This window comes from Nonomuraea sp. PA05 (assembly GCF_008086045.1).
Taxonomy (GTDB): Bacteria; Actinomycetota; Actinomycetes; order Streptosporangiales; family Streptosporangiaceae; genus Nonomuraea; species Nonomuraea monospora.
Genome location: NZ_VSEY01000011.1, coordinates 22,807 through 48,808, shown reverse-complemented (window position 1 = coordinate 48,808; position 26,002 = coordinate 22,807). Strand labels below are relative to the sequence as shown.

Annotated in this window: 22 protein-coding genes; 10 read left to right on the top strand and 12 right to left on the bottom strand. The window is 72.1% G+C overall.

The annotated features are described in order from the left end of the window. Positions 1-32 precede the first annotated feature (32 nt). Together FXF51_RS18815 and FXF51_RS18810 are read right to left on the bottom strand one after the other, a co-directional pair. A complete protein-coding gene (locus FXF51_RS18815; RefSeq protein WP_262379633.1) occupies positions 33-1,523 on the bottom strand; it encodes a sugar ABC transporter ATP-binding protein in 1,491 nt (496 codons plus the stop codon). Between the two features lie 65 nt (positions 1,524-1,588). Beyond that, positions 1,589-2,389: a DeoR/GlpR family DNA-binding transcription regulator gene (locus tag FXF51_RS18810; RefSeq protein WP_222871353.1), complete on the bottom strand. Its 801-nt coding sequence runs from the start codon at positions 2,387-2,389 to the stop codon at positions 1,589-1,591. 138 nt (positions 2,390-2,527) lie between these two features. On the opposite strand from FXF51_RS18810, the gene FXF51_RS18805 reads away from it, so the two are divergent. Continuing rightward, positions 2,528-4,480 (top strand): hypothetical protein, encoded by a 1,953-nt coding sequence (locus FXF51_RS18805; RefSeq protein ID WP_148435795.1) that lies wholly within the window; start codon positions 2,528-2,530, stop codon positions 4,478-4,480. 40 nt (positions 4,481-4,520) lie between these two features. Here FXF51_RS18805 and FXF51_RS18800 read toward each other — a convergent pair whose 3' ends face one another. Next, entirely contained in the window at positions 4,521-6,527 is a 2,007-nt protein-coding gene (locus FXF51_RS18800; RefSeq protein ID WP_148435794.1) for a PQQ-binding-like beta-propeller repeat protein, read from the bottom strand. A gap of 253 nt (positions 6,528-6,780) precedes the next feature. Here FXF51_RS18800 and FXF51_RS18795 point away from each other — a divergent pair, with 253 nt between their 5' ends. From FXF51_RS18795 to FXF51_RS18775, 5 genes are all read left to right on the top strand, one after another. Then, positions 6,781-9,297, top strand: a complete 2,517-nt coding sequence (locus FXF51_RS18795; RefSeq protein WP_222871352.1) for a PA14 domain-containing protein — start codon at positions 6,781-6,783, stop codon at positions 9,295-9,297. Positions 9,298-9,370: 73 nt separating this feature from the next. Next, complete coding sequence (locus FXF51_RS18790) at positions 9,371-10,438, top strand: ABC transporter substrate-binding protein (protein WP_148435793.1); 1,068 nt, start codon at positions 9,371-9,373, stop codon at positions 10,436-10,438. Continuing rightward, on the top strand, positions 10,425-11,957 hold the full coding sequence (locus tag FXF51_RS18785; protein WP_222871351.1) for a sugar ABC transporter ATP-binding protein: 1,533 nt from the start codon (positions 10,425-10,427) through the stop codon (positions 11,955-11,957). Before FXF51_RS18790 ends, FXF51_RS18785 begins: the two co-directional genes overlap by 14 nt. After that, positions 11,950-12,921 carry an ABC transporter permease gene (locus tag FXF51_RS18780; RefSeq protein WP_148435792.1) on the top strand — a complete coding sequence of 324 codons (972 nt, stop codon included), beginning with the start codon at positions 11,950-11,952 and terminating at the stop codon, positions 12,919-12,921. The genes FXF51_RS18785 and FXF51_RS18780 overlap by 8 nt, the downstream gene beginning before the upstream one ends. Next, positions 12,918-13,871 carry an ABC transporter permease gene (locus tag FXF51_RS18775; protein ID WP_148435791.1) on the top strand — a complete coding sequence of 318 codons (954 nt, stop codon included), beginning with the start codon at positions 12,918-12,920 and terminating at the stop codon, positions 13,869-13,871. Before FXF51_RS18780 ends, FXF51_RS18775 begins: the two co-directional genes overlap by 4 nt. 52 nt (positions 13,872-13,923) lie before the next feature. Here the strand turns inward: FXF51_RS18775 and FXF51_RS18770 are convergent, their stop codons facing one another. From FXF51_RS18770 to FXF51_RS18760, 3 genes are all read right to left on the bottom strand, one after another. Continuing rightward, entirely contained in the window at positions 13,924-14,838 is a 915-nt protein-coding gene (locus FXF51_RS18770; RefSeq protein WP_148435790.1) for a pirin family protein, read from the bottom strand. A 25-nt stretch (positions 14,839-14,863) separates the two neighbouring features. Then, positions 14,864-15,985, bottom strand: a complete 1,122-nt coding sequence (locus FXF51_RS18765) for an MBL fold metallo-hydrolase (protein ID WP_262379632.1) — start codon at positions 15,983-15,985, stop codon at positions 14,864-14,866. Between the two features lie 89 nt (positions 15,986-16,074). After that, positions 16,075-16,863, bottom strand: a complete 789-nt coding sequence (locus FXF51_RS18760) for an SDR family oxidoreductase (protein WP_148435789.1) — start codon at positions 16,861-16,863, stop codon at positions 16,075-16,077. 105 nt (positions 16,864-16,968) lie between these two features. Here FXF51_RS18760 and FXF51_RS18755 point away from each other — a divergent pair, with 105 nt between their 5' ends. Further along, complete coding sequence (locus FXF51_RS18755) at positions 16,969-17,544, top strand: TetR/AcrR family transcriptional regulator (RefSeq protein WP_262379631.1); 576 nt, start codon at positions 16,969-16,971, stop codon at positions 17,542-17,544. 39 nt (positions 17,545-17,583) lie between these two features. On the opposite strand, the gene FXF51_RS18750 is transcribed toward FXF51_RS18755, so the two are convergent. Both FXF51_RS18750 and FXF51_RS18745 read right to left on the bottom strand, forming a co-directional pair. Next, on the bottom strand, positions 17,584-18,270 hold the full coding sequence (locus FXF51_RS18750; protein WP_148435787.1) for a DUF3152 domain-containing protein: 687 nt from the start codon (positions 18,268-18,270) through the stop codon (positions 17,584-17,586). A gap of 123 nt (positions 18,271-18,393) precedes the next feature. Beyond that, entirely contained in the window at positions 18,394-19,653 is a 1,260-nt protein-coding gene (locus FXF51_RS18745) for an NAD(P)/FAD-dependent oxidoreductase (protein ID WP_187414441.1), read from the bottom strand. A gap of 195 nt (positions 19,654-19,848) precedes the next feature. On the opposite strand from FXF51_RS18745, the gene FXF51_RS18740 reads away from it, so the two are divergent. From FXF51_RS18740 to FXF51_RS18730, 3 genes are all read left to right on the top strand, one after another. Further along, the gene (locus FXF51_RS18740) at positions 19,849-20,340 is read left to right on the top strand and encodes a recombinase family protein (RefSeq protein ID WP_148435785.1); all 492 of its coding nucleotides are present in this window, start codon (positions 19,849-19,851) and stop codon (positions 20,338-20,340) included. Then, positions 20,337-21,359, top strand: a complete 1,023-nt coding sequence (locus FXF51_RS18735; RefSeq protein ID WP_148435784.1) for an RNA-guided endonuclease InsQ/TnpB family protein — start codon at positions 20,337-20,339, stop codon at positions 21,357-21,359. Before FXF51_RS18740 ends, FXF51_RS18735 begins: the two co-directional genes overlap by 4 nt. A 200-nt stretch (positions 21,360-21,559) precedes the next feature. After that, a complete protein-coding gene (locus FXF51_RS18730; RefSeq protein WP_148435783.1) occupies positions 21,560-22,477 on the top strand; it encodes a hypothetical protein in 918 nt (305 codons plus the stop codon). Here the strand turns inward: FXF51_RS18730 and FXF51_RS18725 are convergent. The 4 genes from FXF51_RS18725 to FXF51_RS18710 form a co-directional block, all read right to left on the bottom strand. Continuing rightward, positions 22,474-22,923: a hypothetical protein gene (locus tag FXF51_RS18725; RefSeq protein ID WP_148435782.1), complete on the bottom strand. Its 450-nt coding sequence runs from the start codon at positions 22,921-22,923 to the stop codon at positions 22,474-22,476. The two genes, FXF51_RS18730 and FXF51_RS18725, sit on opposite strands and share 4 nt — an antisense overlap. Before the next feature lie 77 nt (positions 22,924-23,000). Continuing rightward, positions 23,001-23,861 carry a BTAD domain-containing putative transcriptional regulator gene (locus tag FXF51_RS18720; protein ID WP_187414440.1) on the bottom strand — a complete coding sequence of 287 codons (861 nt, stop codon included), beginning with the start codon at positions 23,859-23,861 and terminating at the stop codon, positions 23,001-23,003. Between the two features lie 269 nt (positions 23,862-24,130). Continuing rightward, positions 24,131-24,772, bottom strand: a complete 642-nt coding sequence (locus tag FXF51_RS62670) for a TetR family transcriptional regulator (protein WP_148435780.1) — start codon at positions 24,770-24,772, stop codon at positions 24,131-24,133. 258 nt (positions 24,773-25,030) lie between these two features. After that, a complete protein-coding gene (locus FXF51_RS18710) occupies positions 25,031-25,963 on the bottom strand; it encodes a zinc metalloprotease (RefSeq protein ID WP_222871350.1) in 933 nt (310 codons plus the stop codon). Positions 25,964-26,002 lie beyond the last annotated feature (39 nt).

Here is a 26,002-nt window from a genome sequence, read left to right as displayed (position 1 = left end):
GCGGCGGCCTGCCCGGGGACGACCTGCGCAAACTAGTCCTTGGCCAGGGCCGCGAGCAGGCGGTCCTCGGTGACCTCAGGGCCGGTGAGCTGCTCGGTGATCGAGCCGTCCCGCAGCACCACCACGCTGTCGCAGTTCTCGACCAGCTCGGCCACGTCCGACGAGATGAGCAGGATGGCCAGGCCGTCCACGGCCAGCTCGTCGAGCAGCGCCTGCATCTCCAGCTTGGTGGCCACGTCCACGCCCCTGGTGGGCTCGTCCAGCAGCAGCACCTTGGGGTGCATGGCCAGCCAGCGGGCCAGCAGCACCTTCTGCTGGTTGCCGCCCGACAGCTCGCCGGCCGGCTGGCGGGGCGAGACGGCCTTGATGCCCAGCCGCCGCATGAACGTCGCCACGATGCTGTCCACCTGCGTGTCCGACACGATGCCCGCCCGCGACAGGCGCGGCAGCGCGGCCAGGGCGATGTTGTCGCGGACCGACAGGGTCGGCACGATGCCCTCGGTCTTCCTGTTCTCCGGCACCAGGCCGATCCCGGCGCGCACGGCGCTCCTGATCGACCACTTGCGCGCCGCCTCCCCGGCCACCGTGACCTGCCCGGCGTCCACCGGCAGCGCGCCCGCGATGGCGCGCGCGGTCTCGCTGCGGCCCGCGCCGAGCAGGCCGCCCAGGCCGACGACCTCGCCGGCCCGCATCTCCAGCGACACCCCGTCCAGCATGTGCTGGCGGGTCAGGCCCTTGGCCTCCAGGACCGGCGCGTCGGCGGGCACGTCGGGCTCGCCCGCCCGCGGCGCCGGCGGAGCGGGATGGAACGGGCGGCCGAGCATGAGCGAGACCAGCCGCAGCCGGTCGAGCCCGGCCAGCGGGCCCGTGTGCACCACGCGGCCCTCGCGCAGCACCGTGACGCGGTCGCAGATCCCGTACAGCTCCTCCATGCGGTGCGTGACGTAGACGACCGAGCGGCCCTGCTCGCGCAGCCGGGTGACGGCGGCGAACAGCGTCTCCAGCTCGGCGTGGTCCAGCGCCGTGGTCGGCTCGTCCATGATGACCAGACGGGCGTCCGCCGAGGCGGCCCGCGCCAGCGCCACGATCTGGCAGGCGCCCTCGCCCAGCGACCCGAGCGGGCGGCGCACGTCCACCTCCAGCCCGTACGCGGCCAGCACCTCCTCGGCGCGGGCGTGCACGGCCGCCGAGTCGATCAGCCCGAGCCGGCCCCTGGGCTCCCTGCCGAGCAGCAGGTTGCGGGCCACGCTCATCGTCGGGACGAGGTTCGTCTCCTGGTGGATGGTGGCGATCCCGGCCCGTCTGGCGTCGGCCGGCCCCGTGAACCTGACCGGCTCGCCGAGCAGGCGCAGCTCGCCCGCGTCGGGCTGGTGGACGCCCGACAGCACCTTCACGAGGGTGGACTTGCCCGCGCCGTTCCCGCCGACCAGGGCGTGCACCTCGCCGGCGCGGACGGACATGGTGACGTGGTCGAGGGCGGTGACACCCTGGAACGTCTTGAGAACGCCAGCGACCTGCAGCACGGTTGCCTCCGCCTCGATCGTGATCGAGAAAGGAAACATTCCAGTAACGGACTTGTCACATTCGATCAGAACTGGGCGACGTGCAGCCGCACTCCCCGGGCGCTCAGGTCGTCGAGCACCTCGCGGGGCGCGGCGTCGTCGGTGACCAGGTGATCGATGCGGTCGGGCGGGACGGTCTGCACCATCGTGTCGACGCCGACCTTCGTGTGGTCGGCCAGCACCACGACCTCCTCGGCCGCCGCCGCGAGCGCCCGGTCGACGCCCGCCACCTGCATGTTCGGCGTGGACAGGCCGCGCTCGGCGCTCAGGCCGTTGCCGGAGACGAACGCCCTGCGCACCCGCAGCCCGGCCAGCGACTGCTCGGCCGCGCTGCCCACCAGCGCCAGGATCGGACCGCGCAGCGTGCCGCCGGTCAGCATCACCTCGATGCGCGGCGAGCCCGCCAGCACCTGGGCGACCAGCAGCGAGTTGGTGACCACGGCCAGCTCGGAGTGCCGGGTCAGGCGGCGGGCGAACTCCTGCGTGGTGGTGCCGGGGCCGATCACGATCGCGTCGCCGTCCTCGACGAGGGCGCCCGCCAGGTCGGCGATGGCGGCCTTCTCGGCGGACTCCAGCGAGACCTTGTGCGCGTAACCGGCCTCGCGTGACAGCTCGCCGGGCAGGGTGGCGCCGCCGTGATGGCGGTTGAGCAGGCCCTCCGACTCCAGCGCCCGCAGGTCGCGGCGGACGGTGACCTCGGAGGAGTGCACCGCCTGGGCCAGCTCGCGCAGCGACACGGCGCCGTTGGCGCGCACCAGCTCCAGGATGCGCTGCCGGCGCTCGGCGGCGAACACGGGCCTGCGTCCGTCACTCTGCGTGTCGCTCACGACCCGATCATAGTCGATCGGGCAACCGTGGGTTCACGTGTGATCGATCGAGAACGAAGCCGATCGACGCCAGAGTCTCTGGACAGGACGTGCGTGGCAAATTACGGTCAAGACCGTTATCTACAGTGGAGGTCGTTCATGCGCGTCATCCTGGCTTCGCTCCTCGTTCTCTTATGTCTCACCGCGCCGGCCCAGGCCGCGCCCCCCACGGGCTGCGGTTTCCAGAACCTCGGCACGCTCCCGCTCACGGGCATCACCACGGCGGGCACCGCCCTGGACGCCGGCCACCCGCAGGGCCCGCGGATCTACTCCGTCACCTCCGCCGCCTCCCGCCAGGCGCTGCTCGGCATCAGGGACGCCCGCACCGGCGGCCTGATCGCCGAGCGCCCGCTGCCGCTCGCGCTGGGCTCCTGGGCCGTCACCGTCGCCCCCGACCACTCGGTGTACGTGGGCGGCTACAACGGCACCGCCGGGGCGATGGGCCGCCTGTTCCGCTACGACCCGACCACCGACCAGGTGAGCGAGCTCGGCATGGCCGTCCCCGGCGAGTCCTTCGTCTGGTCGGTGGCCACCTCGCCCGACGGCTCGGCCGTGTACGGCGGCACCTCGCCCACGGGCAAGCTCTTCCGCTACGACGTCGCCGCCGGGACGTTCACCGACCTGGGCACCCCGGTGCCGGGCGACCAGCTCGTCAGGGACCTGGCCGTGGGCGCGGACGGCACCGTGTACGCCGGCGTCGGCGCCGGCAGCATGAAGGTCGCCGTGCTCGCCCCCGGCGGCGGCACGGTGCTGCGGGTGATCGACCCGCCCATCGAGGGCAGCGGCTACGCCTACGACGTGCACGTCTCCGGCCGCTACCTGCTGGTCCGCTACTCCACCTCCACGGGCGCCAACCCCATGGGCGTGTACGACCTGCGCAAGAGCACGTGGAAGGACGTCGTGACCGACGTCGACAACCTCACCGTCGGCGGCGGCCGGCACGGCGACGACCTCTACCTGTTCCAGGACAACGAGCTCGTCAGGTACGACCTCCGCACGGAGAAGATCACCCGGCTGGGCTTCACCGGTTACGGCGGGGGCGCCGCCCGCCCGCTCGGCTGGCTCGGCCCCGTGCTCGTCGGCACCAGCTCCACCGGCCACATCTGGCACTTCGACCGCAGGACCGGGCAGGGCAAGCTGATCAACAGCACGCTGACCCCGCTGCACGTCACCGTCCGCGCCATGGGCGCCGGCCCCGACGGCCGCCTGTACGCGGGCGGCTTCTTCACCGGCGGCCTGGCCGCCTACGACCCGGCCACCGGCGAGTCCCAGTTCTGGCCCGAGGTCGGCCAGAGCGAGGGCATCGTCACCCACAAGGGCAAGCTCTACCTCGGCGTCTACCCAGGGGCCCGCGTCTACGAGTGGACCGGCACCGCGCCCCGGCTGCTGCTCGACCTCGGCGCCCAGGAGCAGGACCGCCCCTTCGCGATGGTCTCCGCGGGCGACTGGCTGGCGTTCGGCACCGTGCCCAAGGCCGGCACCCACGGCGGCGTGCTCGGGCTGCTCGACCCGGCCACCGGGCGCAGCGTGATCAAGCGGGACATCGTGCCAGGACACAGCGTCATCGGGCTGGCCTACCGCGACGGGATCGTCTACGGCGCCACCTCGGCGTTCGGCGGCACCAGCACGCCGGCGGGGGAGGCCGCGGCGTTCGCGTACGACATCGCCACGGACACGGTGCTGTGGCGGACCACCCCCGTCGCCGGCGACCTGGCGCTCGGCTCGATCACCTTCGACGACGCCGGGCGGCTGTGGGGGCTGAGCCCGGACAGGCTGTTCGAGCTGGACCCGGCCACCGGGCGGACCGTCAGGTCCGTCCAGCACCAGTCCTACCCCTGGGCCGACGCCACCCAGGTCTGGCTCGACACGCACCTCGTCTTCCACCGGGGCTCCCTGTGGGGCAAGGTGCAGGGCAAGGCGTATCGGATCGACCCGGCGACGATGGCGTTCACCCAGATCGTCCGCCCGGTCTCGAACATGGCACTCGGCCCTGACGGACACCTCTACCTGTCGCGTTACGAGAACTTCTACACCTACCGGATCTGCGCGTGACCCTCGCGTGCCCCCTCGCGAGGGGGCACGCGGTCGCGGGTCAGCGGGTCAGGCGGAACAGCCGGGGCCCCTCGGCGAACCAGACGTCGCCGTTCCCGTGCACGGCGAGGTGCTGCACGGGGCCCTGCCGCAGCTCGGTGTGCCGCCCGGTGCGCGGGTCGAGGGAGAAGACGTCCTGTCCGGCGTGCGCGCCGTACAGCTTGCGGTCGCGCGGGTTGTAGGCGAGCTGCCCGCCGGCGCTCCTGCTGCCGGACAGCGTGACCCGCTCGACGACCTCCCTGGCGGCGGTGCTCACCGCGAACACCTCGCCGCCGGCGATCCCCCACAGCCGCCCGCGGGCGTCGAACGTCAGCGCCGGGATCGCGGGCTTGCCAGGAGCGGGGACGATCTCCCACAGCAGCCGGTCCTCCTTCACCGACCAGGCGAACAGCTTGGCCTCCGGCTGCGTCGGCGGCGTCGCCGACTGGCCGCTGTAGATGGACGTGCCGCCGTACAGCACGCCGTCGCGGTAGGCGAGCGAGACGATGCTCTGGTCCTGGACGACGTTGCGCTCGGCGTGCTTGAGCGCTCCGGTGCGCGGGTCCCACACGGCCAGCACGCCGCCGAGATGGCCGAGGTCGGGCATGGTGCCCGCGGCCAGGTAGCGGCCCGCCGAGACCAGCGCCCGCGGCCTGATCTGCTTGTCGGTGGCGAAGTCGAACAGCCGGGCCGGGTTCGGCTCGTGGCCCGGCTCGGGGCTGGGCGAGTACTCGGTGCTGTTCCACGGCAGCCCGGGGTCGTAGGCGTAGACCCTGGCCTCGGGGTAGGCGCCGATGTAGAGCCTGCCCCGGTGGGCGACCATGCCCTCGCTCTGCGAGAAGGTGTGGAACTCCGCCCGCTGCCCGGTCTCCTGGTCCAGGGCGGCGAAGCCGCCGTTGAGGAAGCCGCCGGCGTACATGCGGCCGTCGGGGCCCTGCGCGAGCGTCGTCACGTCGATGGGCTCGCCCTTGACGGCCGTCTGCACGAACGACTTCGCGCCGGTCTGCGGGTTGTAGCGGAACATCAGGCCGCGCCAGAGCAGCCCGACGACGCTCCTGCCCGGATAGTCGGGCAGGCCCAGCTCGGCCCAGCCGATGCCGCGCGTGTTGGCCACGCGGCCGGTGAACGGCATCCCGGTGCCCGTCACCGCCCCGGTCCCCGGGTCGTAGCGGACCAGCTCGCCGCTCCTGACGAGGTAGACGGCGCCGTCGGCGTCCGGGGGCGAGACGTCCAGGCCGTGGGCGGACTCCAGCGCGCCGGTCCACCGGCCGGCGGCGATGTCCCAGACGCGCAGCGGGCCGGGGCTCGCGCCGCCGTAACGGACGTAGAGGTGGTCGCCGGCGACGTTCACGTCGTAGGCCCACTGGTTCGCCGGGTCCAGGCCGTCGGGCGTGGGGAGCTGCCTGCTCGCGCCGGTGGCCGCGTCGATCTCGAAGACGGCGGCGGGGGCCTCGGTGCCGGCGTAGATCTTGCCGCCCGCGTAGGCGACGCTGCGGACGTAGGAGTGGGCGGGCGAGAGCCTGCCGTAGTCGCGCACGCCGGTCGCCGGGTCGTAGGCGAACAACCGGCCGCCGGGGGAGGTGCCGCCGTAGACGGTGGCGCCCTCGCCCGCGGCCACCGTCCAGATGAAGTTCTCCGAGGCCAGGGGCCGGCCGAGGTCCTGGACACCGCCTTGATCGGTCCAGCGGTAGAGGCGGCCGTCGCCGTACGTGCCGACGTAGACGCTGCCGTCCCGGGCGGCGTCCACGGCCCACGAGCCGCCCGCGCCAGGCAGGTCGTACCGGGCGACCTCGGCCCCGGTCACGGGATCGACGGCGTTGAGGTGGGCGGGGGAGCCCGAGGAGGCGCCCCACAGCACCGTCCGGCCACCGGGGCCGGGCGCCACCACCCCGCCGATCAGCAGCACGTCCTGGAGGGGGACGCCGAGCTCTTCCACGTGCGGTGTTCCCGCGACCGCCGGGGTGGCGCCGCCGAGCACGGCGAGGGCGACGGCCATGCCGCACGCCGCTAAGCGCTTGATTAGGGTCATGACCGAAACCTAAGTAAGTGCGAGCTGTGCTGGCAATAGGCGATTACGGCAAAGGAACTAATCGCGGAGAGGCGTTCCGCGGCGGTCTGTGAGCGCCACGACGGAGACCGCGGCCATGCCGGTTCACCTTTGACCGAACACGAACGAATCTGATCGGAAATCTTGACCATCTGCGTCCGCCGGTGCTTACTTTGGAGCTTGTCAGGGTCAAAAGCTGTCCGAACCTGATCGGCGCCCTCCGAAAGGACCCCCCGTGCGTAAGCGCCTCGCGTTGCTGCTGGCTGTCTTGATGTCCGTGTCATGGCAGCTTCCGGCACCAGCCTCGGCAGCCCTTCCCGAGCGGAACGGGCTGCGCGGCGACTACTACCTCGCCTCGGCGGCGGGCACGTTCGACTTCGCCGAGCTCAAGGCGAGCATCATCGACCCGAACCTCGAGATGGCCGACCTGAACCCCACGTTCAAGCTGCTGACAGGGCGGGAGGACGACGTCACCGTCCGGTGGACGGGACAGATCACGGCCAGGCACTCCGAGACCTACACCTTCTCGATGGTCGGCGACAACGGCTTCCGCCTGTGGATCGACGGGCAGCCGGTCATCGACCACTGGGTGGACGACTGGGACAAGGAGCAGACCGGCACCCCGATCGCCCTGGAGGCGAACAGGAAGTACGACATCAAGGTCGAGTACTTCGAGCACTACGGCGGCGCGAACCTGCGCCTGCGCTGGCAGAGCCCGAGCCAGCCCAAGGCGATCGTGCCCGTGGACGCGCTCACCGTCCCGGCGGACTTCCAGCCGGACGGGCCGTACGACGCCAGGCTGAACGCGGCCGGCGACGTCGCCACGCTCACCTTCGCCAAGCCGCTGGCCGCCCTGCCCGCCGGCGCGCACCAGAAGCTGGCCGTCACGGTCGGCGCCGCCGCCTGGCCCGTCACCTCCGCGACGCAGAAGAGCCCGGAGACCGTGGAGCTCAAGCTGGGAGCCCAGGTCCCGTCGAAGGCGGGCAGCACCGTGCGCACCTCCTACGACGGCAACGGCGGCATCACCTACGCCGACGGCGCCCCGCTGGCCGCCTACCCGTTCGCCCACGTGGTCAACGCCTCCACCTACGTGCTCAAGACCAGGTGGACCGACCAGGTGGACAAGGACAACCCGCTGCCCGAGTACCCCAGGCCGCAGCTCGCCCGCGAACGCTGGCGCAGCCTCAACGGCGTCTGGCAGTTCGCGCCGGCCAGGGAGGGCGAGGCCGCGCCCATCGGCAAGGACCTGGCCGAGAAGATCGTCGTGCCGTACCCGGTGGAGTCGCAGCTGTCCGGCATCGGCCGGCACGAGGAGCGCATGTGGTACCGCAGGACGTTCGAAGTGCCCCGTAGCTGGCGCGGCGAGCGGCTGATGCTGCACCTCGACGCCGTCGACTGGGACGCCACCATTCACGTCAACGGCAAGCAGGTCGCCACCCACAAGGGCGGCTACGACCGGATCAGTGTGGACGTCACCGGCGCGCTCAAGGGCTCCGGCGCGCAGGAGCTGGTGGTCGGCGTCACCGACCCGACCGACAACGGGGCCCAGGCCATCGGCAAACAGCGGCTCGACCCGGGCGGCATCTGGTACACCTCCGTGTCCGGCATCTGGCAGACCGTCTGGATCGAGCCGGTCGCCAAGGAGCACGTCGAGCGCGTGGACACCGAGCCCGACCTGCGCGGCCAGGCCCTGTACGTGACCGTGCACGGCTCGCCCGGCACCGCCACCGTGATCGCCAGGGACGGCGGCAGGATCGTCGGCACCGTGCGCGGCGAGACCGGCAAGGAGCTGCGCCTGCCCGTGCCGAACCCCAGGCTCTGGTCGCCCGGCGACCCCCACCTGTACGACCTGGAGGTCAGGCTCGGCAACGACAAGGTGGAGTCGTACTTCGGGATGCGCTCCATCTCCGTCTCCGGCTGGCGCATCCTGCTCAACGGACGGCCGCTCTTCCAGATCGGCCCGCTCGACCAGGGCTTCTGGCCCGACGGCATCTACACCCCGCCCACCGACGAGGCGCTGCGCTACGACCTGGAGCAGACCAAGGCGCTCGGCTTCAACGCCGTCCGCAAGCACGTCAAGGTCGAGTCCGACCGCTGGTACCACCACGCCGACAAGCTCGGCCTGCTGGTCTGGCAGGACATGCCGGCCGCGTTCAGGACCACCGACAGGCCGCAGTACGAGGCGGAGCTGAAGGAGCTCGTCGACCAGCACCGCAGCAGCCCCTCGGTGATCATGTGGGTGCCCTTCAACGAGGGCTGGGGCCAGTACGACCAGGCCCGCGTCGCCAACCTGGTCAAGAGCTGGGACCCCTCGCGCCTGGTCAACAACATGAGCGGGATCAACTGCTGCGGCGCCGTGGACGGCGGCAACGGCGACGTCAAGGACTTCCACATCTATCCGGGCCCCGGCAACCCCGGCAAGCCGTCCGGCAGCAGGGCGAACGTCATCGGCGAGTACGGCGGCCTGGCCCTGCCCGTCGTCGGCCACACCTGGTCCGGCGGCGGCTGGGGCTACGCGGTCGAGCCCGACCCCGAGGCCCTGACCACCCGCTACGTGAGCATGGCCGAGGAACTGGAGAGGCTGCACGCCTGCGAGCAGCTCAGCGCCGCCATCTACACGCAGACCACCGACGTCGAGACCGAGATCAACGGCCTCATGACGTACGACAGGGCGATCACGAAGCCGGACGTCCAGCGCGTCGCCGCCGCGCACAAGGCGCTCACGAGCGCGATCAACCCCGCCTGTAGCTGACCCCCGTAGCTGATCCCTGCCGGGCCCGGACCCTCGTGGCCCGGGCCCGGCACCTGATAGGAAAGGAACCGCGATGACCCCCCACATCCGGACGGCAGCCCTGGCGCTGGCCGTCCTCCTCACCGCGGCGGCCTGCGCCAAGGCGGAGGAGCCGCAGGCCGCGCCCGCCGCCACCAGCACCGCCGGTCAGCAGGTCGTCCAGAGCCCGACCGGCTCCGCCGGGCCCACCTGCACGCTCCAGCAGTTCGGCGGCACGAAGTTCGACCTGAAGACCGCCACGGTCGGCTTCTCCCAGTCGGAGAAGGAGGCCAACCCGTTCCGCATCGCGGAGACCAAGTCGATCAAGGACGAGGCCGCCAAGCTGGGCATCACCGAGCTCAAGGTCACCAACGCCCAGTCGCAGTTCTCCAAGCAGATCACCGACGTGCAGCAGCTCATCGCCCAGGGCGTGCGGCTCCTGGTGATCGCGCCGCTCAACTCCGACGGCTGGGAGCCCGTGCTCCAGCAGGCCGCCGCCAAGAAGATCCCCATCATCACGGTAGACCGCAAGATCAACGCCAAGGCGTGCAGCGACTACCTGACGTTCATCGGCTCCGACTTCTACGAGCAGGGCAAACGCGCCGCCGACCGCATGATCGAGGCCCTCGGCGGCAAGGGCAAGGTGGCCATCCTGCTCGGCGCGCCCGGCAACAACGTCACCACCGAGCGCACGAACGGCTTCAAGGACCGCGTCAGGGAGAAGGCCCCCGAGATCACCATCTCCTTCGAGCAGACCGGCGAGTTCGCCCGCGAGAAGGGGCAGCAGGTCACCGAACAGCTCATCCAGTCCAACCCCGACATCAACGGCATCTACGCCGAGAACGACGAGATGGCGCTGGGCGCGGTCACCGCGCTGAAGGGCGCGGGCAAGGAACCGGGCAACATCAAGATAGTCTCGGTGGACGGCACCCGCAGCGCCGTCCAGGGCATCGCCGACGGCTGGCTGTACGCGGTCATCGAGTCGAACCCGCGCTTCGGCCCCCTCGCCTTCGAGACCGCCCAGAAGTTCCTCGACGGCGAGGCCATCCCCGACAAGGTGATCATCTCCGACCGGGACTACACCACGGCCAACGCCAAGGACTCCCTCGGTGAGGCGTACTGAGTTGGAACCGGTTCTGGAAGCTCGGGGGATCAGCAGGCGCTTCCCCGGCGTGCTCGCCCTCGACGACGTGTCCCTCGCCCTCCACCCGGGCGAGGTGCACGCGCTGGTCGGCGAGAACGGCGCGGGCAAGTCCACCCTGATCAAGGTCTTCACCGGCGTCTACCAGCCGGACGGCGGCGAGCTGCGCTACCGCGGCGGCCCCGCCGCCTTCGGCACCCCCATGGAGGCGCAGCGCGCCGGAATCTCCACCATCTACCAGGAGGTCAACCTCGTCCCCATGATGTCGGTGGCCCGCAACCTGCTGCTCGGCCGCGAGCCGCGCGGCAGGTTCGGGGTGATCGACGCCGCCGCCATGTACGGCGAGGCCGAGCGCGTGCTGTCCGGGTACGGCGTCGAGACCGACGTCCGCCGGCCGCTGCGCACCCTCGGGGTGGGCGCCCAGCAGATGGTCGCCCTGGCGCGGGCCGTGTCGGTGGACGCGCGGGTCGTCATCATGGACGAGCCCACCTCCTCGCTGGAGCCGCGCGAGGTGGAGACGCTGTTCGGGGTGATCAGGAAGCTGCGTGACGACGGGATCGCCGTCATGTACGTCAGCCATCGCCTCGACGAGCTGTACCAGGTGTGCGACCGGGTGACGGTGCTGCGGGACGGCCGCCTGGCGCACACCGGGCCGCTGGCGGGGCTGGAGCGGATCGAGCTGATCTCGCTCATGCTCGGCCGCGACCTGAACGAGGTGCGTACCCAGGGGCTGACCAGCTTCTCCCGTGGCTCCGCCGCGAACGGGCGGGCCCCGGCCGTCGAGGCGCGCGGCCTGACCAGGCGGCACGTGCTCGACGGCGTGGACGTCAGCGTCAGGCCGGGCGAGGTCGTCGGCCTGGGCGGCCTGCTGGGCGCGGGACGTACCGAGACCGCCAAGGCCATCGTCGGCGCGCTGCCGCTGGACGGCGGGCAGGTGCTCGTGGCCGGCGCGCCGCTGCGCGGCGGCTCCACCGCGGCGGCCATCAGGGCCGGCGTCAGCCTGCTGCCCGAGGACCGCAAGGCCGAGGGCATCATCCCCACCCTGTCCGTGCGCGAGAACATCGCCCTGGCCGCGCTGCCCGCCCTCGGCAGGGCCGGGGTGGTGTCCGAGGCGAAGATCGACCGGGTGGTCGAGATCTTCATGCGGAGGCTGAGGATCAAGGCCGCCTCGCCGCACCAGCTCGTCTCCGAGCTGTCCGGCGGCAACCAGCAGAAGGTGCTGCTGGCCCGCTGGCTGGCCGTCCGGCCCAAGGTGCTGCTGCTGGACGAGCCCACCCGCGGCATCGACGTCGGCGCCAAGGCCGAGGTGCAGGCGCTGATCGACGAGCTGGCCGGGGAGGGGCTCGGCGTGCTGCTGATCTCCTCCGACCTGGAGGAGCTGGTCGAGGGCGCCGACAGGATCCTCGTGCTGCGGGAGGGCGCGGTCGTGGGCGAGCTGTCGGGCGACGAGGTGACCGAGGAGAGGATCATGGCCACGATCGCGGAGCAGGCGGATGGCTGAGCTGACATCAAGGGGCGGCGCCCGGATGGCCGTACTGAAACCGCGGGTCTTCGCCTGGGTGCAGGACTACGGCGTGTACGCGGCCGTCCTGGCGCTGCTGCTGTTCAACGTGCTGTTCACCCCGCACTTCCTGGACGCCTCCAACTTCCGCACCCAGCTCGTCCAGGTCACCCCCATCGTGATCGTCTCGCTCGGCATGGCGCTGGTCATCGGCACCCAGGGCATCGACCTGTCGGTCGGCTCGGTGATGGCGCTGGCCGCGGCGCTGACCGTGCTCTACCTCGGGTACGGCTGGCTGCCCGCGGTCGTCGTGGCCGTGATCGGCGGGGCGGTCGTGGGAGCCGCGGGCGGGGCGCTGGTGGCCTACGCCGGGGTGCAGCCCATCGTGGCGACGCTCGCGCTGCTCGTCGGCGTGCGCGGCCTGGCCAACGTGCTGGTGCCGCAGCTCGTCGAGTTCCGCAACCCCGGCCTGATCGCGCTGGGCAGCAGCTCCGTCGCCGGAGTCCCGGTGATCGTGCTCATCGCGGCGGCGCTGACGGTGATCGTGCTGTTCGTGGTGCGGCGCACCACGTTCGGGCGGCAGGTGGTCGCCATCGGCGGCAACCGGTCGGCCAGCGAGCTGTCGGGGCTGCCCGTGAAGCGGGTGCTGCTCACCGTGTACGTCATCTCCGGCCTGCTCGCGGCCCTGGCCGGGGTGCTCGCGACCGCCCGCCTCCAGGCCAGCGACCCGACCTCGCTCGGCCTGTTCATCGAGCTGTCGGCGATCACCGCGGTCGTGGTCGGCGGCACCCCGCTGACGGGCGGCCGGATCAGGGTGCTCAGCACGGTCATGGGCGCGCTGCTCATGCAGCTCCTCGCGGCCACGCTGATCAAGCACAACCTCCCGCAGTCGTGGACCCAGATGGTCCAGGCGGTCATCATCCTGGCCGCCGTCTACGCCACCAGGAAGCGGGGCACCCGATGAACCGCGAGCAGACCAGCCGCCTGCTCCAGCAGCACGGCGCCGTCATGGTGCTGGCGCTGCTGGTGGTCGTGGGCAGCCTGGCCTTCGACTCCTTCGCCACTCCGGCCAACGCCGCCAGCGTGGTCGTGTCGTCGTCGTTCCTGGCGATCATCGCGATCGGGATGACCTTCGTGATCATCAGCGGCGGCATCGACCTGTCCGTCGGGTCGCTGTTCGTGCTCGGCGGCGTGCTCGCGGCCTACGGCTCCCAGTACGGCCTGCTGGTGGCGCTGCTCCTGCCCCTGGCGGTGTGCGGCGTCGTCGGGCTGCTCCAAGGGCTGGTGATCGCGCGGACCGGGATGGCGCCGTTCATCGTCACGCTGGCGGGCCTGCTGGGCGTCCGCGGGCTGATGCTCGCCATCTCGGACGAGGGAGCCACCACGTACCTGGTGAAGGACCAGGCGTTCGCCGCCCTCGGCCAGGGCGAGGTGCTCGGCCTGTCCTACCCCGTCCACGTCACCATCGGCCTGGCGCTGATCGCCATGGTCCTCCTGCAGCGCACCGGCTTCGGGCAGAACGTCTACGCCATCGGCGGCAACGAGCAGGCGGCGGCCCTCATGGGGGTGCCCGTGGCGCGGACCAAGGTGTACGTGTACGTCATGTCGGGGCTGCTGGCCGGGCTGGCGGGCGCGCTGAACGCCGCCCGGCTCTCGTCCGGGGTGACGATTCTGGGGATCGGGCTGGAACTCGACGCCATCGCCGCCGTCGTGATCGGCGGCACCCTGCTGACCGGCGGGGCGGGCGGCATCAGCGGGTCGGTCGCCGGGGTGCTGCTGCTCGGGGTGATCCAGAGCCTGATCAACCAGGTGGGCAGCCTCACCTCGGCGTTCCAGCAGGTGGTCAGCGGGGTGTTCCTGGCGCTGGTGGTGGTGGCGCAGCGGCTGCTGAGCAAGGCCCAGCGGCTCACTTGACGTCAGGATGCCAGCTTCAGTCCGGCGGCTTCAAGACGTGGGCTCCGGGACGTCAGCGGACCCGGCCGCGCGGCTTGAGCCGCGTGCCGGGCAGGACGGGAGCGGGGAGCGGCGCCCCGTCGAAGCCCTCGACGACGCCGAACCCCTCGCCCTCCATCCACTCCTCGCGGAAGGCGGCGATCTCGTCGTGGGAGCGCCCCACGAAGTTCCACCACATGACGAGCTCCTCACCGAACGGCTCCCCGCCGATCAGCATCACCCGCCCGCGCCCCGACAACCGCACCCCGCCCCGGCCCGGCGGCAGGTACACCAGCGGCCCTCGCTCCACCTCCGCCACCTCGCCGTCGAGCAGCAGCAGCCCGTGCTCGAACGCCGGATCCACCGGCACCTCGCCGTCGCCGTCCACCACGACCTCCGCCCCGACGAGAGGCGTGTGCGCGGTGGCGGGCGAGGTCACCCCGCCGAGCGTCCCCATGACGACGGTCGCCGAGAAGCCGGGCCCGGACAGCACCGGCAGCGACGGGTGGTGCTCGAAGCCCGGCTCGACGTGCCGCGACGCCTCCGGCAGCGCCACCCAGAGCTGCACCCCGTGCAGCACCGTCTCGGGTGACTCCTCCGAGTGGGAGATGCCGCGCCCGGCCGTCATCAGGTTGAGCTGGCCGGGGCGGATCTCCTGCAGCGTGCCGAGGCTGTCGCGGTGCAGCACCTCGCCCGCCACCAGCCAGCTCACCGTCTGAAGCCCGGTGTGCGGGTGGGGCGGCACCCGCATGGCGGACCGCTGCGGCCCGTAGGCGTCCACGAAGCACCAGGCGCCGATCATGCGCCGGTGCACGCCGGGCAGTGTCCTGCTGACGGCCATCGCGCGCGGGCCGCCCAGCGGCACGTCCCGCCCTTCCAGCACCTCGCGGCCGTTGATCTCGTCAGCGCCGCAGCGGATCTCCTGCGGGTCAAGCTCCAGGTTGCTCACGGCAGAACTGTACGTCCCGGACAGGTCAGTGCAGCATCTCCCACCAGCCCTCGACGGCCGGAGCCGCCGACACGTCCACGGCCTCGCCCGGCCGCGGCACGGCGATCCGCACGTCGCGGGCCTTGGCCTCCCGCCACAGCCGGTCCACCGGCTCCGCCCACGGGTGCAGCGCCAGCGTGAACGTGGCCCAGTGCACCGGCAGCAGCAGCTTCCCGCCCAGGTCGAGGTGGGCGTTGACGGCCTCCTCCGGGTTCATGTGCACGTCGGGCCACGCCGGGCTGTAGGCGCCGATCGGCATCAGCGTCAGGTCGAACGGCCCGTGGGCCGACCCGATGCCGCGGTACCCCTCGAAGTAGCCGGAGTCGCCCGCGTAGAAGACCCGCTTGTCCCGGCCCGCGACCACCCAGGAGCCCCACAGGGTGTCGTTGCGGGCGAAGGTCCGGCCGGAGAAGTGGCGGGCGGCCGTCGCGACGAAACGCAGCCCGGCGACCTGCGCCTCCTCGTCCCAGTCCAGCTCGATGATCCGGTACGCGGGCACGCCCCACCGCTCCAGGTGCGCCCCGATGCCCAGCGGCACCAGGAACGGCGCCTTCTGCGTGCGGGTCAGCGAGCGGACCGTGGCCAGGTCGAGGTGGTCGTAGTGGTCGTGCGAGATCGCGATCGCGTCCACCTCGGGCAGCTCGCCCAGCTCCACCGGCACGGGGTGGTGCCGCTTGGGGCCGACGAGCTGCGAGGGGGAGGGGCGCCTGCTCCACACGGGGTCGAACAGCACGCGCTTGCCCTCGATCTCGACCAGCGTGGAGGCGTGGCCGTACCAGATGGCGCGCACCCCGTCGGCGGGCGGCGGGCCGGACGGCGGGACGCGCAGCGGGACGAGGCCGGCGGGGCGGCGCTGCTCCTTGTCCTTGGCCAGCTCGCCGAGCACGCCGACCGGCGGCCTGCCCACGAGGGTGGTCTGCTCGGGCATCGTGTTCACGAACGCGCCGTCCCTGAACTGCGGCGAGCGCCGGATCCGCGCCGCCCGGTCAGGCCCCGATGTCAGCGGCCGCACGCCCAGCTCGGCGGGCACCTGCCGCAGCGCCCATCCGGCCGCGGCGAGGGCCGCGCCGCCTGCCAGGATCCGCCGTGCCGTCCGCATTCTTGCCATCGCCCACACTCCCCTGGAATGTTCGTCTGTCCCGGTCCAACCGGACGGGACTCCCCGGTGTTCCCCTACGTACGATATATCGCGATAGGTCAGACTGTTTTGATCGCCCCACCGTCCATGACGTAGTCCGCGCCGGTCACGCTTCCGGCATGCGGAGATGCCAGCCATGTCACCAGAGCGGCGACCTCGTCCGGTTCGACGAACCTACCGGTCGTCATCCCGGCGTTCGCAGGCAGCCCCGCCAGGAACTGCTCGTGATCCACCCCGTACGCCCGCGCCGCCGCGGCGCCGTAACCGTCGGGGGCCTGCCACATCGCGGTCAGCACCGCGCCGGGGGAGACGGTGTTGACCCGCACCCCCTGCGGGCCGAACTCCTCGGCCAGCGCCTTGCCGAACGCGGTCAGCGCCGCCTTGGCCGTCGCGTACGCGATGGGGCCCGCGCCGGGCACCTTGGCGCTGTTGGAGGAGATGTTGACCACCGCGCCGCCCCGCCGCAGCAGGCTCGGCATGGCGGCGCGGGTGGCGCGGACGGCGCTGAGCAGGTTGAGGTCGTGGACCTCGCGCCACACCTCGTCGCCCACGGTCAGGAACCCGCCCACCAGGTCCGTCGCGGAGTCGCCGCCGCCCACGTTGTTGACCAGCACGTCGATCCCGCCCAGCTCGGCCACCGCCTGGCCGATCACCGCGGCGGGCCCGTCGGCGGTGGACAGGTCGGCCGTCACCACGACGGCGCCGGTCTCCTTCAACTCGGGGGTGGCGGTCCGCGCGGCGGCCACCACCCGCATGCCCTCGGCGGTCAGCGCCCGCACGATGGCGAGCCCGATGCCCCTGCTCGCCCCGGTCACCACGGCGGTCTTGCCGGTAAGTCGCATGTCCATGATGGTTCTCCCAGTCGCATCAGCGTTGATGCGGCCAATCTAGAACTTGCAACACCGATGACGCAAGTTCGAATGGAATGGGGACTATGCCGTACCCTGTGTGCTGTGACTGAGACGACGCGCGCGCTGCGCTCCGATGCCGAGCGGACCGTGCGCACGATCCTGGAGGCGGCCGAACGCGTCCTCAGCAGGAACCCGGCGGCCAGCATGGAACAGATCGCCGAGGCGGCCGGGGTCGCGCGCACCACCGTGCACCGGCGCTTCGCCTCCCGCGAGGCGCTGGTGGACGCGATGGCGGCGTGGGCCACCCGGCGCTTCGCCGAAGCCATCGACGCCGCCCGGCCCGACACCGCGCCGCCGCTGGTCGCGCTCTACCAGGCGACCGCGAACGTGCTGCGGGTCAAGCTCGACTGGGGGTTCGCGATGAGCCGGGCGTTGTCGGGCGATCCCGAGGTGGCCAGGGTGCACGCCGACGTGGACGTGCGGTGCGAGCGGCTGCTCAGGCGGGCGCAGGAGGCGGGGGTGCTGAGGGCCGACGTGGATCCGCTGTGGGCCAGGCGCGTCTACTACGCGCTGTGTCACGAGGCGACGCAGGAACGCGACGGCGACCCGGAGGCTCTGGCCACCCGCGTCGTGGACACGCTGCTGCGCGGGGTCGGCGCGGGGCCGGGCCTGGCCTGAGCGAACACCCGCGCTCGGCCTGGCCCCGTCTGCTCGCGGCTAACGTCCGTCCGGGCGGCGGTGCGGGAACGGCCACGGGTTGGGGCGGCAGCGGCCCAGCGACTTCGACTGCTGCACCATGACCGGCGCGGGCCGCCCGGGGCCAGGGCAACTGCGGTGGTGGTGCCCCAGACCGTGGCCGACCTCATGGCTGATCAGGTACCGGCGGTAGGCCGCCAGGTCACCGCCGTACTGCGGGACGCCCTCCGCCCAGCGCAGCGCGTTGATCACCGAGCGGCGGCCGTTCCAGCACGACAACTCGCCGCCCGTGCGCAGCGGCAGGCACTGGCGGATGGTCAGGCGAGGGCTCGACAACGCGACGCGCACCCGTACCGGCCCGTGGTCCACCCGCTGGAAACGGCCCCATCCGCGTACGTCGTTCAGCGTGCGGTGCACCTCGGCGGCGAACTCCGCCGGGTCGAACGGCAGGCCGCGCTCCACCTCCACGAGATACCGCATCACCCGCCCCCGGCCCGGCCTGGCGGGCGCGCCGCCCCTGACGACCGCGTAGCGTCCGGAGGCCGAGTGCGGGACCTGTACCTTCTCCTTCTCCTCCTGGGCCGGTGCGATGGGCTTGGGCGGGGCTGCGGTTCTGGGAGGTGGCGGTGGTGGCGCGGGCGCGGGCGGGGCGGAGGTGCAACCGGCGGCTGCCACGAGCAGGAGCAGGAGCAGCGCGAGCAACGGCAAGGCGGCCTCCCCACATCGTCACGGTGGGGAGGTATCCGATGCTACGTTGCCGCTTGTCCTGCTTGAGGGGTCGGGGTGCCCAAAGTCCGATTTAGGCGGGCGCGTTGCTGGCGATCGGCGGTTTCACGCAGGCGCGTACGGCGTGATGTCGATCGGCGGTGTCTCGCCGAGGGCGAGCGCCGCGGCGATCTCGCCGGTGAACGGCCCCGCGGTCAGCCCGTACGCGCTCAGCCCCGTCGCCACCACCACCCGATCGGTCAACCGCCCGATCAGCGCCCGGCCCGGCGCGTACACGGGCCGCAGCCCGGCCCTCGCCTCCGTCACCGTCGCGTTGAACAGCCCCGGCGCCACCCGCAGCCCCGCCTCGATCACCTCGTCCAGCCCGCCCATCGTGACGCGCGGCGAGAACCCCACGTCCTCGACCGTCGCACCGACCACCACCCGCGAGTCGGGGAACCCCAGCAGGTACGGCCCCACCCTGGGCAGAACGATCGGCCACCACGCGGTGTCCACACCCTCCATGGTGGCGTGCAGGATCTGGCCCCGCCTGGGGAAGACCGGCAGCTCGACCCCCAGCGGCCGGCACACCTCCCCGGTCCACGCCCCGGCGGCCACGATCACCATGTCGGCCTCGACCGGGACACCCTCGCCCGCCAGCCGCAGCGCCTCCAGGCCCGCCGGCGCGGCGGGCGCGGACGCGCGGGCGGCGGCCAGCGGCGTGGCCTGCCGCCACGACCTACCCTCACCCTCGCCCTGCCCCTCGCCCTGCCCCTCGCCCTGCCCCTCGCCCCGCCCCTCGCCCTGCCCCACGGTCTGGCCTTCACCTTGACCCGCGTCCGCCGGGTGCAGCAGCACCTGGCCGTCCTGGGTGAGCGCGGCGATGCCCGTACGAACCTCCGCGCCGCGGGCCACGCACGCCCGCAGCAGCGCGTCACGCACCGAGCAGCCGTCCACCCGGGCCGCGCCCGGCACGAGCAGCGCGCTCAGGTTGTCGGACAGCGGCGGGAACAGCTCCGTCGGCGAGTCCACGTCCACGACGTCACCCATCTCGGGCGCGCCGGCGTGGCGGCGGCGCAGCAGCGTGCGCACCGGCTCCAGGTCCACCGGATCCTCGGCCACCAGCAGAGCGCCCACCTTGGCGTACCCGATGTCCTCGCCCAGCTCCTCCACCAGCGCCGGATAGGCGCGGGCGCCCTCGCGAGTCAGGCGGTACCAGTCGTCGTCCTCCGGATGGTCCACCCACGGGCACACGATGCCCGCGCCCGCCTGGGTCGCGCCGCCCTGGCAGCCGGCGTCCACCACGGTCACCGACGCGCCCCGGCGGCTCAGGTGGTAGGCCGCGCCGGCCCCCACGATGCCGCTCCCGATCACCACTACACGCATGGTCACAATGATCGCAGCCGGGCTGACCTGGGCCGACGACCGGATCCTGCACTTGCCGAGCGGTATACCCGGTCGCGGTCTTCTCGCTGCCTGGGGACGGGGGGCGATCATGACTGTCCGGCTCGTGGGCGTGGGGTATGTAGCTGCCAGCGAAAGCACCAGTTCTTCTGAGTCTCCATCTGGGGTTATCAGGGTGTGAAGCTCTTCGAGTGGGCGAAGCGGAACGGCGTCCACTATCAGACCGCCTGGAAGCGGGCCCGGGACGGGACGATGCCTGTCCCGGTCGTCAAGACAGCGACCGGCCGGTACATGGTTCTCGAGCAGTCCACCGATCGGGAGGGCCGGGCCGTGGCAGATTGCCGCGTTTCCAGCGCCGACCAGGAGACCGACCTCGAGCGGCCTGAATGGAAGGCGGCCGAAATCGGCCCGGCTGCTGCGCGCTCGTCCGTAGCCGTGATCGTGGTCGAGCATCGTGACCGGCTGACCCGGTTTGGGCTCGAGCATCTGTCAGCCGCGCTCGAGGCGAACGGCCGCCGCATCGTTGTGATCGACGACGCTGAAGTGGACGATGACCTGGTGCGGGACATGACCGAAGTCCTCACTTCGTTCTGCGCTCGGCTGTACGGCCGGCGCTCGGCTGCACGCCGCGCCAAAGCCGCCCTTCGCGCCGCTCGGGAAGTCGCGTGACCGGCCGGCAGGGCTTCCGCGTCGAACTGGCCCCGACGCTTGAGCAGCGCGCCAGGCTCGGCCGGCACGCTGGCCTGTCGCGGGTGGTGGAGAACTTCTGCCTCGAGAAGGTGAAGGCCGCGTTCGCCCAGCGCGAGGCGGAGAAGACCTACGGCGTCCCCGAATCGAACCTCACGTCTGTCCCGTGGTCGGCTCCCGCGCTTGAGCGTTTGTGGCGTCTCGAGCACCGCGACCGGTATCCATGGTTCACCAAGGAGGGCTTGTCCTCAAGGGTGCCGAAGGAGGCGTGCCGGGTCCGGGCGGCTGGGTTCAAGAACTTCTTCGACTCCAGATTCGGGAAGCGGAAGGGCCGCAAAGCCGGCTTCCCGGGCTGGCGGAAGCGTAAGCACGGCTCGAGGTTCCGCTACGACGCCGACCGTGCCCGCCCGCTGGCTGCCCGAGTGATCGCCCTGCCTGGTGTTGGCAGAGTGCGCGCGCTCGAGGACATGTCGTGGCTGACGGATCGGATTGCGGATGGGCGCGCTCGAGTGGTTGGCTCCACGATCCGTGAGCAGGCGGGCCGCTGGTGGCTGTCGTTCCAACTCGAGGTCGACCGGTCCGACGTCAACGAGAAGCACGCGGTCTCGAGCGGCGCTCCCGCGTGCGGGATCGATGTGGGCGTGAAGACGTTCGCCACGATCGTGGACGACGACGGCACCGTGACCGAGATCCACGCCTCCAAGCCGCTCAAAGCCATGCTCCGCAAGCTGCGGAAGGCGGGCAAGGCGGTCTCGAGGAAGAAGCTCGGCTCGAGCAACCGGGCCAAGGCCGTCAAGCGGCTCGCCAGGGTTCACCTCGAGGTGGCCGGCCAACGCGCGGACTTCCTGCACAGGACAACGACGATGCTCGCGAGATCCAAGCGAGCCATCGCCGTCGAAACCCTGAACGTCGCCGGGATGGTCAAGAACCGGCGTCTCTCGGGTTCGGTGAGCTCTTCCGCCAACTCGCCTACAAGGCGGAGTGGTACGGCTCGAGCGTGACCGTGACGTCAACGCCGCCCGCAACCTGCTCAACGCGATGACGCTCGAGCAGAGCGCGGCCTAGTTCCTCGTCGCCGGGCAGTTCTCCGGAGACGCTAAACGCCTGTGGAGGCGACGTAAGACCTCGAGCAATCGAGGCAGATGCCAGTGAAGCAGGCAAGAGGATCACTGAGATGCTCCGAACGGTCTAGTCTCAGCGCATGGACGTCGCGGTCACCAGGATCGAGCTGCCGCGCCCCGTCCGGGCGGCCGCGTCCGACGGGTCGACCGTGTGGTGCGTGGCGGACGACGGTGTACGCGTGTACACACCGTCGGGCCGTCCCCTGGAAGGTGGCACGGCACGCGGCGCGCTGGGCGGTGCCACGCAGGGTGCGACCATGCCGGAGTCGCTGTCCCTGGCGGCCGTACCGGGAACGGTGGCCGGGATCGGGCCGGTGCCGGGCACGCTGGCGGAGACCGTCCTGGTGCCCAGGGCGTTCGCCGGCCCACCGGCGCCGGACCCGCTCCCGACCGGCACACTGGCGGGCACCACCGGCGACCGCGTCCACTGGCTCGACCCGTCCGGCACCGAGACCGCGAGCGCACGCTTCACGGGCCGGGTCGTCGCGGGAGGCGGCGCGATCTGGGCCGTCGGCGACGGCGTGGCGCGCAGGCTGGCCGAGCCCGGCGTGCTCGGCGAGCCGCTGGAACTGCCCGCGCTGGACGCGTGCGCGGTGGAGGGCGACCGGCTGTGGTGGACGTCGACACGCGACGACGTGCTGCGCGGCGGCCCCAAGGAGGTGGAGCTCGGACGGCGCAGGCGCGGCGCCATGACCGTGTGCGCCGGATCGTTATGGATCAGCGTGACGGGCGGGCTGCTGCGGGTGTCGGCGTGGTCCGGCGAGCCGGGGCGGTTCGTGCGGGCGCCCGAGGGGCCGGTGCCGTTCCTGGTGTGCGCGAACGGCGTGCTGGTGGGCGGCGTCCGTGACCTGTTCGCGCTCGCCCCCGCCGCGGGCGCCGCGCTGCGCCCGATCGGCCTGGGGCTGGACGCGCCGCCCGCGCTGATGATCGCCGCGGGCCGGCACGTCTGGGTCTTTCCCGAGGGGCTGTCCGGCGCCCTCATCGTGACCCCCGCTTAGGGGATCTTGTACTCCTGCGCCGTCCCGCAGTAGCTGATCCCGATCGGCGAGTTGCTGAACCGGCACACCTGCACGACCACCCGGTCGATGCTCAGCAGCCCGTTGGACAGCTCGAAGGCGAACTTGACCTGCTCGTTGTCCGCCTTGTACGTCTCGGAGTCCACGAGGTCGGAGCCCCGGTAACCCGCGATCGTGACCGTGGAGTGCAGGTCGTCGGGGAAGCAGATGGTCGGGAGCGCCTCGTCGGACAGTAAGCCTTCCACGTTGACGACGGGATGGATGACCGGCCCGTCGTACCGTTCGAGCGTGCCTTCCGCGACCCCGCGGCGGCACGTGTCGCCCGAGTCCGCGGCGAACTTCACAGCCTCGGCGGCCATGGCGGGCGAGGCGGTCAGCAGCCCGGCGGCGAGTACGGCACTCATCGTCAACCCTGCGAGCAGACGCACGGCGGCACCTTCCGTTGTGTGAGGGGAATCCGATCACCCATCCTGGACGGCGTCCGTCCCGCTGCCTGTGCCCGCGGTTACACCGGGCTCCACACGACCGCCAGGAAGCGGCGGCCGCCGTCGGCCCGTCCCGAGATCACGCACATCCCGGCGTACGGCTCCGCCACGCCCGTGAACATTGTCACCTGCGGCGCTTCCTCCGCCGGGCCTGGCCGCAGCAGGGCGGCGTGGATGCCGCGCAACTCGGCCGAGGGGTCGGTGCCCAGCTCGTCGGAAAGGCGGCGGCGCAGCCGCTCGTACAGGGCCAGTGCCTCGGCCTGCCGGCCGCTCCTGCCCAGCACCACGAGCAGGCGCCCCCACAACGACTCCCGCAGCGGGTGGCGCGCGGCCAGGCCGAGCAACTCCGCGACCAGCTCGCGGTGACGGCCCTCGGCCAGGCCCAGATCGACCCGCCGCTCCACGGCGCTCAGGTGCAGCTCGTGCAGCGACGGCGAGACGGTCGCGCGCAGCCAATCCGACTCGACACCCTCGAACGGCGCGCCGCGCCACAGGCGGCTCGCCTCCTCCACCAGGGGCCGCTCCGCCGCCGTCCCGCGTCTCCTGCCCGCCTCGGCCGCCAGCGCCCGGAAACGCACCACGTCCACCTGGGCGGGGGCGACGTCCAGCAGGTAGCCGTCCGGCGTCGTGCGGATCGCCGCGCGGCCGATCGCCCGGCGCAGGCGGGCCACGTACGTCTGGACGCTGCGCCGCGCGTTGGCCGGCAGCTCCTCGCCCCACAGGGCCCGCGCCAGCCGCTCCACGGTCACCGCGTCACCCGCGAACACCGCCAGCACGGCCAGCAGCGCCCGCAGCCTGCCGGTGGTCAGCCGGACCTGCGCCCCGTCCCGCCGCACCTCCAGCGGTCCCAGTAACGCGATGCTCAGACCTCCCTCATCCATGCGTCCCACTGTCGCGGCGCGGTCGCGGCGCGGCATCCGCCGCTCGGCGCTCGCTCCGCTACGCCCCGCGCCGTAGTGGAGGCGTTGCCGGGACCGGCCCTGGGGAGTACGGGGTTACGGGGAGGCGGTCGTGCGGCGCGACTGGGTTACGGGGGGTGGTCGTGCGGCGCGACTGGGTTACGGGGGGTGGTCGTGCGGCGCGACTGGGTTACGGGGGGTGGTCGTGCGGCGCGCCTGGCTACGGGGAGGTGGTCGTGCGGCGCGCCTGGCTACGGGGAGGTGGTCGTGCGGCGCGCCGCGATGCCGTCGAGCACCAGGCCGAGCTTGCGCGCCAGGTGCTCGCGCGGCGCGCCGACGATCCGTTCGACGGCGGCCCGCACGGCGGGAGAGTAGTGCTCCATCGCAGGTGGGGGCCGCGATGGGTCACCGGGCGGGCGCAACCGGGCCACCTGCGAGGCGCCGTCGTGCATCAGATCCACCACGGCGTCCACCGCCAGCACAGCCTCCTCCACCGGAAACCCCAGCCCCACCAGCCCTTGAACGAGCTGCTCGAACCGCCTGCCCGCCACACCCGCCAGACCGGCCGACCCCTCCGGCACCAGCCCGGCGTAGCGGGTGAGCAGTTGCAGCCGGATGGCGGCCTCCTCCTCCAGATACGCCCGCCAGCCCCGCTCCGGCGAGGGCAGCGGCGTCGCCGCGAGCACCGTCTCGACGGCGGCGGCCACCAGGTCGTCGAGGCTGTCGATGTAGCGGTAGAGGCTCGCGGGCGCGGCACCGAGCGCGGCGGCGACCGCGCCGATGGACACCTGCTCGATGCCGAGCTCGACGGCCGCCTTGACGATCTTCTCCCGGCTGAGCCTGGGCTTGGGGCCCGGGCGGAGGGCGGCTCGTCGGGCGGTTCCTGGCAGCACCCGCCGAGCCTAACGCGGTTCCCGGCGGGCGAACGGGGATTCGCGACGCCCTGCCCGCGCACCACGCGCGACGCCCTTTCCGCGCACCACGCGCGACGCCCTGCCCGCGCCCCGAGCATGGCGTCCTGCCTCGCGCCAGACGTGGCATCCTGCCCGCACCACGCCTGGCGTCTCACCCTCGCACCTGGCGTCTCGCCCTTGCGCCGAGGGTGGCGTCTTGCCCGTGCACCGGGCGCGGCCCCGCTGCCCGCAGCCGCGTCAGCCAGGCGTACCGAGCCTCATGCTCTCCCTCACCTGCGGCGACAGGAACGACGCCCGCGGCCCCGCCAGCGCCGCGTCCATCCGCTCCGCCTGCCCCGTCGTGAACATGTACATGGACGCGTCCTCCACATAGTCCATGTAATTCATGAACATGTCCCCATTTGGCGCGTTGTCGCAGCTCACCTTGGGAAAGGTAGGCGTGCCCCGATTGTGCCCACCCTGATTGGGAGTGTCATCGACGAAGTCGCTCCCCGAGCACCCGTCACCATCATCCCCCCAGATGTGCCGCAGGTTGAACCAGTGCCCGATCTCGTGGGTCGCGGTACGCCCGCCGTCGTACGGCGCCTCGGCCGTCCCGGTCGTACCGAACGCGCGGTGCAGGATCACGACCCCGTCGATCTCGGCGGGCCCGCCGGGGAACGTGGCATATCCGAGGGCGTTCCTCAGCTCGCACACCCACACGTTCAGGTAGCGGTCGGCGGGCCAGGCGTCGGACCCGCCCCGGTCGCCGAGCTTGACCCCGTGGTCGGCGTCGAACGACTCCACGCTGGTCTCCTTCCGTACGACGCCGTTGGTGGGGTTGCCGTCGGGGTCGGTGTCGGCCAGCTTGAACTCCAGCCGCGCGTCCGCCACGAGGTCCCGCCACACCTCCGGCACCTTGTCCAGGTCGGGGTTGGCCCGCCGGAAGTCCTCGTTGAGCACCTTGATCTGGCTGTCGATCTGCTCCTGGCTGATGTCCTGCTCGGGGGTGTGGTGCACGACGTGGACCACGATGGGGATCGTCACCACCTCCTCCCTGGCCGCGGCTCTGGCGTTCTTCCTGGCGAACGTCTCGTTCTCGATGGCGGCCAGCGCCACCGCGTAGCGCGGGGACGTGGCGATGAGCTGGTGGTGGACGGGCATGGTGGCGCAGCGGGCGCTGTCGGGCACGGGGGCTCCCTTTCGAATGGCCGCGGGGGGCGTACGCCG

Bases quoted from the DNA above. Each gene is read 5' to 3' on its own strand.
- FXF51_RS18800 (WP_148435794.1), bottom strand. From the start codon at position 6,527: ATGACCCTAATCAAGCGCTTAGCGGCGTGCGGCATGGCCGTCGCCCTC.
- FXF51_RS18775 (WP_148435791.1), top strand. From the start codon at position 12,918: ATGAACCGCGAGCAGACCAGCCGCCTGCTCCAGCAGCACGGCGCCGTC.
- FXF51_RS18720 (WP_187414440.1), bottom strand. From the start codon at position 23,861: ATGGATGAGGGAGGTCTGAGCATCGCGTTACTGGGACCGCTGGAGGTG.
- FXF51_RS18730 (WP_148435783.1), top strand. From the start codon at position 21,560: ATGGACGTCGCGGTCACCAGGATCGAGCTGCCGCGCCCCGTCCGGGCG.
- FXF51_RS18760 (WP_148435789.1), bottom strand. From the start codon at position 16,863: ATGGACATGCGACTTACCGGCAAGACCGCCGTGGTGACCGGGGCGAGC.
- FXF51_RS18780 (WP_148435792.1), top strand. From the start codon at position 11,950: ATGGCTGAGCTGACATCAAGGGGCGGCGCCCGGATGGCCGTACTGAAA.
- FXF51_RS18745 (WP_187414441.1), bottom strand. From the start codon at position 19,653: ATGCGTGTAGTGGTGATCGGGAGCGGCATCGTGGGGGCCGGCGCGGCC.
- FXF51_RS18790 (WP_148435793.1), top strand. From the start codon at position 9,371: ATGACCCCCCACATCCGGACGGCAGCCCTGGCGCTGGCCGTCCTCCTC.
- FXF51_RS18805 (WP_148435795.1), top strand. From the start codon at position 2,528: ATGCGCGTCATCCTGGCTTCGCTCCTCGTTCTCTTATGTCTCACCGCG.
- FXF51_RS18765 (WP_262379632.1), bottom strand. From the start codon at position 15,985: ATGGCAAGAATGCGGACGGCACGGCGGATCCTGGCAGGCGGCGCGGCC.